4 protein-coding genes are annotated in these 5,490 nt (G+C 73.4%); all 4 read left to right on the top strand.

Translation table 11 applies throughout. The features are described 5' to 3' along the window. Window positions 1-31: 31 nt before the first annotated feature. The 4 genes from CCN42_RS36815 to CCN42_RS36800 all read left to right on the top strand — a co-directional run bounded on the left by CCN42_RS36815 (window position 32) and on the right by CCN42_RS36800 (window position 3,732). Window positions 32-460: a secondary thiamine-phosphate synthase enzyme YjbQ gene (locus CCN42_RS36815; protein WP_086741662.1), complete on the top strand. Its 429-nt coding sequence runs from the start codon at window positions 32-34 to the stop codon at window positions 458-460. Window positions 461-620: 160 nt separating this feature from the next. Continuing rightward, window positions 621-2,453 carry a phage tail sheath family protein gene (locus tag CCN42_RS36810; RefSeq protein WP_086741661.1) on the top strand — a complete coding sequence of 611 codons (1,833 nt, stop codon included), beginning with the start codon at window positions 621-623 and terminating at the stop codon, window positions 2,451-2,453. 10 nt (window positions 2,454-2,463) lie between these two features. Further along, window positions 2,464-2,985: a phage tail protein gene (locus CCN42_RS36805; RefSeq protein ID WP_086741660.1), complete on the top strand. Its 522-nt coding sequence runs from the start codon at window positions 2,464-2,466 to the stop codon at window positions 2,983-2,985. Window positions 2,986-2,991: 6 nt separating this feature from the next. Then, on the top strand, window positions 2,992-3,732 hold the full coding sequence (locus CCN42_RS36800) for a hypothetical protein (protein WP_086741659.1): 741 nt from the start codon (window positions 2,992-2,994) through the stop codon (window positions 3,730-3,732). Window positions 3,733-5,490 lie beyond the last annotated feature (1,758 nt).

The following is a 5,490-nucleotide window of genomic DNA, read 5'->3' as shown; positions in this document are numbered from 1 at the left end:
GGTCCGGGACGAGGTGGGTGAGGATGGGGGCATGTCAGATGCGTTCACCACCCGAGTGCTGCACATCGCCTCCGGCTCCGAGGAGACCGTCGTCGACCTCACCCGCGACTGCGAGGCCTTCCTCCGGGAGGCGGCGGCCGGGCGCGACGGCCTCCTCAACGTCTTCGTCCCGCACGCCACCGCCGGCATCGCCATCATCGAGACCGGCGCGGGCAGCGACGACGACCTGCTCACCGCCCTGCACACGCTGCTCCCCGCCGACGACCGCTGGCAGCACCGCCACGGCAGCCCCGGCCACGGCCGCGACCACGTCCTGCCCGCCATCGTCCCGCCGCACGCCACCCTGCCCGTGCTGGACGGGCGACTGGAGCTGGGCACCTGGCAGTCGGTGTGCCTGGTGGACACCAACCGGGACAACCCGAACCGGCAGGTACGGCTGAGCTTCCTCGGCGGAGCCTGAGCGCCCGAGGCCCCCCGCCCGGTCTGATCAGCCGACCCCCGTCACCTGATCGAAGCAGCCCCAGCGCTCTCCAGGGCGCCGTACCGCGCACTGTCTGCCTACGGTGATCACGGACCGCGAGCAGCAGTTCTTCAGTTCGGCGTGGAGAGAAGAGGCTGGCATGCCGGTGAACGTCACTTATCCGGGCGTCTACATCGACGAGGTCAAGAGTTCCGTCCGGACGATCACGGGCGTGCCCACCTCGGTGGCCGCCTTCGTCGGCTACACGCCGCGCGGCCCGGTGGACCGGCCCGTGCACATCACGGGCTGGGCCGACTACGAGACCGCCTTCGGCGGACTGCAGGCTAACTGCCCCATGAGCTATGCCGTCTACCAGTTCTATCTGAACGGCGGCAGCGAAGCCGAGATCGTCCGGGTGGTGAGGGAGGGCGACAAGCCCGTCCGGCTGCCACTCGGCACGACGCCGCCCGGCAGGGAACCCGCCCGGGGCGCGACCGGGCCCGCCCGCGAGGGCGAGGGCGGCGAGAACGCCGGCGAGGGTGAGGCAGCCGAGACGGCACCCCCGGCCGAGGAGAAGAAGCGTGGCCGGGGCGGGGGAGAGACAGCGGGTGCCGACCGGACGGGCGGCCGGGCCCGCCCCGCCCCGCCCGGACTCGTGGCCGCCTCACCCGGGCGCTGGGGACGGAACCTGCGGGCCCGGGTGGACTACGACACCTCCGAAGGGCCCGACGTCGGCCGGGACCGGCGGGAACTGTTCAACCTGACCGTCCATGACGTGGAGACCGGCGCCGTGGAGCGCTACCTCAACGTCAGCGTCCGTCCCGACAGCCCGCGTAGCCTCGCCGACCTGCTCGAGACCTCCCAGCTCGTCCGCGTCGACCCGCACGCCCCCATCGAGACGGTGCCCGCACAGAACGCGGACGTGGCTGCCGGAGTCGACCCGTTCTCCCTGCCTCTCGACGGGACCACGGGCGGCTCGCCGCCCTACTACGCCCCGGCCGAGTCGGGCCGCGGAGCCGACGAGGACGAACGCCCCCTCGACCCGATCGTCTACCAGGGCAAGGCCAACGACAAGACCGGCCTGTACCAGCTGCTGAAGACGGACATCTTCAACATCCTGTGCCTGCCCGACGCGCACTGGCTCGACGAGCAACTGGCGGCCAAGGGCGACGGCGGCGGCGCGAAGGTACTCCGGGACGCCGCGCTGAAGCTGTGCGTCGACCGGCGCGCCATCCTCCTCGTCGATCCGCCGCCGACCTGGACCGCCCCGCAGCCCGGCGGCGGAACCGGCGCCGTCGGCGCCGTGATCGACCGCCTCAAGGACATCGACGCGGGGAACGACGGCAAGAACGCCGCCGTCTACTACCCTCAGGTGCTCGCCCCGGACCCCCTGCGGCAGGGCGCGATGCGCGCCTTCCCGCCGTCCGGCGTGATGGCCGGGGTGCTGGCCCGCACCGACGTCCAGCGCGGAGTCTGGAAGGCGCCCGCGGGCACCGACGCCTCGCTCACCGGCGTCAGTGACCTCGAAGTGCCGCTGACCGACCTGGAGATCGGACGGCTCAACCCGCTCGGCATCAACTGTCTGCGCCGGCTGCCCGCCGCGGGTCCGGTCGCCTGGGGAGCGCGCACCCTGCGCGGAGCCGACCGGCTCGCCGACGAATGGAAGTACCTGCCCGTGCGCCGCCTCGCGCTCTTCATCGAGGAGAGCCTGTTCCGGGGCACGCACTGGGTGGTGTTCGAACCCAACGACGAGCCGCTGTGGGCGTCCATCCGCCTCAACGTCGGCGCCTTCATGAACTCGCTGTTCCGCGCGGGCGCCTTCCAGGGCCGCACCCCCCAGGAGGCCTACCTGGTCAAGTGCGACAGGGAGACCAACCCGCAGAACGACATCGACCGCGGGATCGTCAACATCCACGTCGGCTTCGCCCCGCTGAAACCCGCCGAGTTCGTGATCGTCCACATCCAGCAGCTCGCCGGCCAGATCCAGGTCTAGGAGGACGACGATGCCGGAAGTGACGCGCCGCGACCCCTTCAAGAACTTCCGCTTCAAGGTGAAGTTCAGCGGGGAGACCGCCCATATCGCGGGAATCAGCAAGGTCAGCGGACTGAGAAGAACGACCGAGGTCATCCTGCACCGCGACGGCGGCGACCCCGGCACCAGCCGCAAACTGCCGGGCCGCACCGAGTACGAGGCCATCACCCTGGAACGCGGGATCACCGTCGACACCGCCTTCGAGGAGTGGGCCAACCGCATCTGGAGCCTGCGCAACTCCTCCGGGGGCCTGGAGACCTCGCTCAAGGACTTCCGCCGGGACCTCATCATCGACGTCTTCGACGAAGGCGGCCAGCAGGTCCTGTCCTACTCCGTCCGCGAGGCATGGGTGTCGGAGTACCAGGGCCTGCCCGAACTCGACGCCGGATCCCCCGGAGTCGCCTTCGAACGCATCAGGATCGAGCACCACGGCTGGGTGCGGGAGAAGACCAACCCGCCGGAGGAGCCCCAGTTCACCGATGTCGCAGGGTGATGACCCGTGCCGTGGGCGCTGACGGAGACGAACGTCCTCGACGTGTGGGAGAGCGGTCTCGGCAGCACGCCGGCCGGCCGGGCCGTGCTGCTCGCCTCCATGGCGGCGCCGGCCGGCCAGGACGTCGCCGACCTGCCGCTCAGCATGCTCAACGCGCTGCTGCTGCACCTCCGCTCGGGGGCGTTCGGCAACTTGCTGCCCTGTGTCACCGACTGCCCGGAGTGCGGCGAGAGCCTCGACGTCACCGTCTCCACGGACGAACTGCGGGCACCGGGAGCCGGACGGACGGCGGAGCCGGGGCCCGGCGGGCGGACCGAGCCCGCCGTCGCCACCCTCACCTCCCACGGCATGGACATCACCTTCCGCGCGCTCACCGCCCGGGACGTACAGGCCGTCGACCCCACCGCTCCCCGGGCCCGCCGGCACCTGCTGCTGCGCTGCGTGCTGCACGTCAGCCCGCCCGCCGACGAGCTGCCGGACGAGGTCCTGGAGGACATCGCCCGGCGGCTGCCCGGTCTCGACCCCGGCGCCGACCCGCTGTTCACCCTCGACTGCCCCCAGTGCGCCCACCGCTGGCAGGCTCCGCTCGACATCGCCGACCACCTCTGGACCGACGTGAGCGGCTACGCGCACCGGCTGCTGCACGAAGTGCACGCCCTGGCGCGGGCGTACGGCTGGACGGAGGCCGAGGTGCTGGCGGTCGGCCCGCTCCGGCGCCGTTTCTACCTGGAGGCGAGCGCGGGATGAGCGACTTCGTGGCCCGGCTGCTCGGGGCACCCGCACCGTGGCTCCGGCCGCTGACACCCAACGTCTTCGACCCGGACGCGCCACGGTTGCCGGGCGGCGGCGAACGGGCCGGTGCTGAGGCCCCGCCGGATGAGCCGGACGAGCCGGATGAGCTGGCTGATACCGCTGAGCTGCATGAGACGGACGAGTCTGAGGACTGGGAGGAGCCACTGGAGGCCGTTCGTGCGGAGGCCCGAGAGGTGCCTGCGGTCGCCGGTCCGGAGCCGGTGCGTGGGGGGAGCGGGGCGCGCGAGGAGGACCGAGGGGCACCGGGTCGTTCCGTAGGCGTCCCTCTCGGAGTGGAGGCGGCGCCGGACGCACCGGGGAGGGGGGAACACTCGGTGGACTCGGACACGGGGGTTCGGGTGACCGGTGCGGGACCGGGACCGGCGCCGGTGGTCGGGTCCGATTCCGGACGCCGTGCTCCGGAAGCCCGGGATGCTCGTGAGCGGGGCCGCCGTGTCGGTACGGCCGACGGGGGCGCCGTCGGTCCGGCCGGCCACCGCCGCCCGGCCCCGCACGCGCCTGAGTCGGTCCCGCTCGACGGCCAGGCGGCGCCCTCGGCCGGTCCCGGCCCCGGCGCAGCTGCCACGGTTCCCCCGACGCCGCCGCCTGACCGGCGTGCGGCACCACGTGGACGCCCGGCGGGTGCCGAGCCCTCACGGCTCCGCGCGGACGCAGAAGCGCACGCAGAGGCAGACGCTGATGCCGTTGTGAGGGGGAGCGATGGCGCTCGCGCGGTGGCGAGGACGGTCGTGGACGGGCCGGAGGACGCGGATCCGGTGGTGAGCGGATCGAGGGGGAGTGGCTCGGAAGGGAGGGGGACGGAGGCGATCGGCTCCGAGGCGGGTGGACCGGGGGTGGTCGTCGGCCCTTCCGACGGTTCGTCGCCGGGTGGATCGGCGGGCATGCCTGAGGCTTCGGCCGGTGTGTCGCCCGGCGGGGCCGGAGCCGAAGTCGGTCTCGGGCCCTCTGAAGACGCGTCGACCGCGTCGACCGCGTCGACCGGTCGCCCGAGAGTACTGTCCGGGTCCTCCGCTGCGCCGGGGGGCGGGGCGTCGGCGGGGCGCTCGGATCCCTTGCCCGAGGCCGCCTCCGTCTCCGCCTCCACTCGTCCGGCGCCGAGCGGCTCGGCCTCCGCGCCTCCCGGTCCCGGTTCTGCGCCGAGCCACGTCGGGGAACGGACCGGGCCCGCCCGCGTGCCGAGGCGGAGCAGTGCCGCCGAGCCACCGGCGGCAGTGGGCCCGTCACCGGACACGTCACTTGGCGCACGGAAGCCGAAGCGCGTGTCCTCGGGGCGTTCCCCGGACACGCGGAAGCCGGAGGAGGCGCCGGGCGCAGCGGATGTGACAGTCCGGGGCGAGCAGGGCGTGGCCGCGCGCGGGCCCGCTGAGGCCCGGGAGCACGAGGGGGTGCCGGCGGAGAGCCAAGCGGTGACGCGAGGACCGGAAGACGTGCCGGTGCGGAGTGCGTCCGTCGCGCGCAGGCCTGAGGGGCTGTCGGCGCCCGGTTCGTCCGTGGTGCGGCGGGAGTCGGAGGAACTGTCGCCGGGCGGCCCGGTCGCGGTGCGGAGGCCGGCGGATGGGTCTCCGGACGTCTCGGGTGCGCCGCGCAAGCCCGACAGGGCGTCTCCGGACGTCTCGGCCGCGCGGGGCGAGCGGGAAGGCGTAGCGCCGGGCGCCTCGGTTGCGTCCCGTAAGTCCGAGGGCGTGCCGACGC

It is taken from the genome of Streptomyces glaucescens (assembly GCF_002154375.1).
Lineage (GTDB): Bacteria > Actinomycetota > Actinomycetes > Streptomycetales > Streptomycetaceae > Streptomyces > Streptomyces glaucescens.
Note: the sequence above shows the minus strand (reverse complement) of the source record. Positions and strands in the feature narration are given on the sequence as shown.